5 protein-coding genes are annotated in these 3,740 nt (G+C 36.0%); 2 read left to right on the forward strand and 3 right to left on the reverse strand.

What is annotated here, in order from left to right:
- Positions 1–1,033 precede the first annotated feature (1,033 nt).
- Both F3J40_RS24520 and mobV read left to right on the forward strand, forming a co-directional pair.
- On the forward strand, positions 1,034–1,213 hold the full coding sequence (locus tag F3J40_RS24520) for a hypothetical protein (protein ID WP_167018768.1): 180 nt from the start codon (positions 1,034–1,036) through the stop codon (positions 1,211–1,213).
- Positions 1,214–1,345: 132 nt separating this feature from the next.
- A complete protein-coding gene (gene mobV / locus F3J40_RS24525) occupies positions 1,346–2,485 on the forward strand; it encodes a MobV family relaxase (RefSeq protein ID WP_167018770.1) in 1,140 nt (379 codons plus the stop codon).
- Between the two features lie 24 nt (positions 2,486–2,509).
- Here mobV and F3J40_RS24530 read toward each other — a convergent pair whose 3' ends face one another.
- From F3J40_RS24530 to F3J40_RS24535, 3 genes are all read right to left on the reverse strand, one after another.
- On the reverse strand, positions 2,510–2,812 hold the full coding sequence (locus tag F3J40_RS24530) for a hypothetical protein (protein ID WP_167018772.1): 303 nt from the start codon (positions 2,810–2,812) through the stop codon (positions 2,510–2,512).
- Positions 2,813–2,888: 76 nt separating this feature from the next.
- A complete protein-coding gene (locus F3J40_RS25095; protein WP_255464908.1) occupies positions 2,889–3,020 on the reverse strand; it encodes a hypothetical protein in 132 nt (43 codons plus the stop codon).
- Positions 3,021–3,036: 16 nt separating this feature from the next.
- Positions 3,037–3,543: a hypothetical protein gene (locus F3J40_RS24535; protein WP_167018775.1), complete on the reverse strand. Its 507-nt coding sequence runs from the start codon at positions 3,541–3,543 to the stop codon at positions 3,037–3,039.
- Positions 3,544–3,740: the final 197 nt, after the last annotated feature.

A 3,740-nucleotide genomic window follows, 5' to 3' on the forward strand; every position in this document is an offset into this window, starting at 1 on the left:
CAAGTGTGTGTGTTGATTTTTTTTCAACTTTTTCCACTCGAAGCGGAATTCCTTCCACCTTAAAGTTTCCTGTGGAGATAACTTTGGTTTCCTGTGGAGATAACTAAAGTTTCCTGTGGAGATAACTAAAGTTTCCTGTGGAGATAACTTTTTTTTGATTTTATTCAGTAATATCAATATGTTAACCCCCCCTTAAGAAGTAAAGAATAAAGAAACATAAGAAAGGGTCAAAATCACTACCGCCCGCCGCTTCGCTCTGGTTGGTCAACCCTTCACAGCCTCAAAACGAGTTTTGAAGCTGTTCAGCGTTTTGGATGCTAAACAATGCAACGGTTTTGTAGCGTGCGTCACGATGCGTTACAGCTCGTTTAAAGCGATAGATTTCGCGTAGCGTCGTCACATGGTTAGTTTTCTCAGAAAAACGGAATTCTTGCCGTGGGCTGGTATCGCTTCGCTCACTAAAACCAATGCTCTAACGAGTCGTTCCCCTTATCCCCTGCCCTTTTCCCCGGATCGGGGCAAGGGAGCAGCGCGAGCGCCAGGCTATAACAAAGTTATAGAATTTAGGTCAGTTGACTAAATGGCCATAGCTTCAAAGTGAGTGTGTTCGATGCCTGGGCGTAGCCCCCAAGATCTTGGTTTTGGCGTAGCCTGGGGGCGAGAGCCGGCGATTTTGAGCGAATGCGATAAATCAAGACAGCTATCTATCTCGAGGTTTTGAGTGTGTTCGGTTTTAATTTTGATAATCGGGAATACGTTCAAAATTTATTTTGAGCGTGTGAGCGATTGACGCAAGCGAAAACAAATTAATATTTTGCTGTGTGCTTATTTCGCTTGCGTAATATGCACGAGAGTAGAACGTTTTAGTTTTTCTATTATTTTCAGCAATACTATTTACTTTTTTTCTACTCGAGTTATAACAAAGTTATAAGGTAGAAAAACGTAAAAGTACACTCACTGTACTTTGCTATGCAAAGTGTGAGCCTGGCGGGGCCTTTAAAACCAAAACCAAAATCAAAAGAAGGAATGAATTATGAAAAAAGCAACAGCAGTAGAATGTGAAGTATTAAACAGCTTACAAAGAACATTATTGAAAGTATCGAAGAAAAAAAACGTTGCAGAAAGAGTCAACGATCTTGGAGATATTAGACTTGTTTTAAAATACTCATTAGAACAAATTGAAAAAATAATTTTGTTGGAGATTTCAGACTAATGAGCATTTTAAATAAATACGATACAAGAGATCTACATAAGAAGATGTTAAAGAAAGCTGAGGAACTCGGCTTTTCTTTAATAACAGTTCACAATCAGGAAGAAATTTTATACGCATTGGAGAAAGAAGAATATGACAAGCAACTCAACGAAAAACTACGCGATATTACGAATAGGAAAAATAAAAATGGGAAAGGTGAACGCGGTAGCGTTCCACAATCTAAGGTTAAGAGAGACGTTCAACGCAGATCCGGAAAAAAAGGACCAAAATAGAATTTTGGTTGGTAGCAAAGATTTAAAAGGTGATTTAAAGAATCATCTTTCTAAAAACGGTATAGAGAAATTTAGAAAAGACGCTGTTGTATTGGCAGAGATTTTACTAACTGCTACCCCAGAGTTTTTCAAGACAGCTACTAAAATGGAAATTGAAGATTGGGAAAGAGCCAACATTCATTTTCTAAAAGAAAAATATAATGAGGATCTTCTTCAAGCTGTTGTTCACTACGACGAAAGTACAATTCATATCCACGCTTGTGTGTGTCCAATCGTGCGAGACACGACTGGACCTAGACTCTGCATGAAAGACCATAAAAACTTATCAGGAAAACACAATCTAGTACGCTTACAAAGCGCGTATGCGCGACATCTGGATCATTTTGGGTTAGAGAGAGGGCAAAGAAAAAGTAACGTTCATCATCAAGATATAAAATCCTTCTACGGAATTTTAGAAGACTCGAAAAACGAGAGAACAGAAGATATTAAACTCGATAGAAAGTATAAATTTCCATATGAAAAATATGAGGAAAAGAACTGGTTTGGGAAGAACACCGGCACGATCTCAATTGCCGTTGCTGACAAGCTCAACAAGAGCATGTTAGCAACTCATAACCACAACCTAAGGCAAGAAGTCGTTAACCCTCTGGAAGTGCGTAGAGCTACGCTTGCAACAGGCTTAAAAGCTCAAAACAACAGGATGCGTGAACTAATGCGTAACAACAGCAGACTACAAGCACAGAACGAAAAGATGCTTGCAGCACAAACGTTAGTCAACTCGCTTGAAGATCTGGGCCTCATGCCCCAGGTGAAAAACATACTTGGCCAGAGCGTGCGCGAACGCGCTAAACTCGATAACGAAGCTAAACAAGCGTCAGCAGCTCGCATACGTGAGAACGTGCCCGCTTTCGGTGTCGCAGAAATATCTATGCGACCAGAAGACGAAAAAGAAAAACAGAAACAATATTCACGACCTTCGCCAAAATTTAGGCCAAAATAAAACCGCATGTGCGGTTTTATTATATTATTTACTTTTGCATTGTATATAAGTCTCGATAAATAATTCTTTTTCTTTTATCTCTTTAACTTCGATAAATGCTAATAAAAACTTTTCTTCAAACGTACTTAATCCATTTTCTTTTATTGAGTCTTTTAGAAAACAGTATTCATAATCCCAAATAGAATTATTTTTGCTACATATAAACTCAATAATTTTTTTCTGATACTTAACATCAATTGTTGGAATCTTGTCTATTTTTTTCTCAACAATATAATCCTTTAAGTCGGAATCTTTAACTAAATATGAACAACGAAATTCAAAACTCATAGCATAGTCCTTTTTAAATCAATCATTATACATTCGTAGAAAATACAATGATTGATCCAACAAGCCGCTATGCGGCTTATTCAGCGTGGAAATCTTCATCCATGTGATATTGATGAAGGCGTAATAAATCCTCATCATCAAAATCAAATTCTACTTCACCCTCTCTTATTTTTCTTTCTGCTTCTGTTTCGAAAATTAATTCTACCATTGTGTTTTCTCCTTTTTTAAAATGATTTTGTAAAGCAATCGGATTCTGCTTGCGATTTAATTAGATTCTTACCGTTTTCGCTATCTGAATTCATTTTATGTTTTAAGCCTTTTGCGAAAAGGTTAGCATTCACGTATGTGTTACCATCACTGTCTTTGACTAATACTTTTTTCTTGTATAGGTTTGTGAAAATCTTAGAGACGTTTGATTTTTTTAAATCAAGTGCTTTACAAATTGATACCTGATTTAAATTTAATAAGTTTCCAAATTCCATCTTTTTCAAAATATATGAAATCACTTTCATTTCTGTATTGTTTAAACCCAGATTAATCAATGCATCAAAATTATCTAAAAACGTTATTACAAACTGACTTTTCAAAGAAACTTTATTATCTTCTTGTATAATCGTTGTGATCTTAACATCGTTTTCTTTACGAAGATTTTTAATGCGTTCTTTCGTAAACTCATCTATTAGTCCGTTATCTTCCAAATCAATAACCTTATTTTTTCTAACTTGTGCCATATATTTCTCCTTTTTTAATAAACTAAGTTTCTTAGGTATAAACACGTTATATCTTATTGATTTTTAAAATCAAGTGTGTGTGTTGATTTTTTTTCAACTTTTTCCACTCGAAGCGGAATTCCTTCCACCTTAAAGTTTCCTGTGGAGATAACTTTGGTTTCCTGTGGAGATAACTAAAGTTTCCTGTGGAGATAACT

Origin of the sequence: Candidatus Pantoea multigeneris, from assembly GCF_011752615.1 — a bacterium.
Lineage (GTDB): Bacteria > Pseudomonadota > Gammaproteobacteria > Enterobacterales > Enterobacteriaceae > Pantoea > Pantoea multigeneris.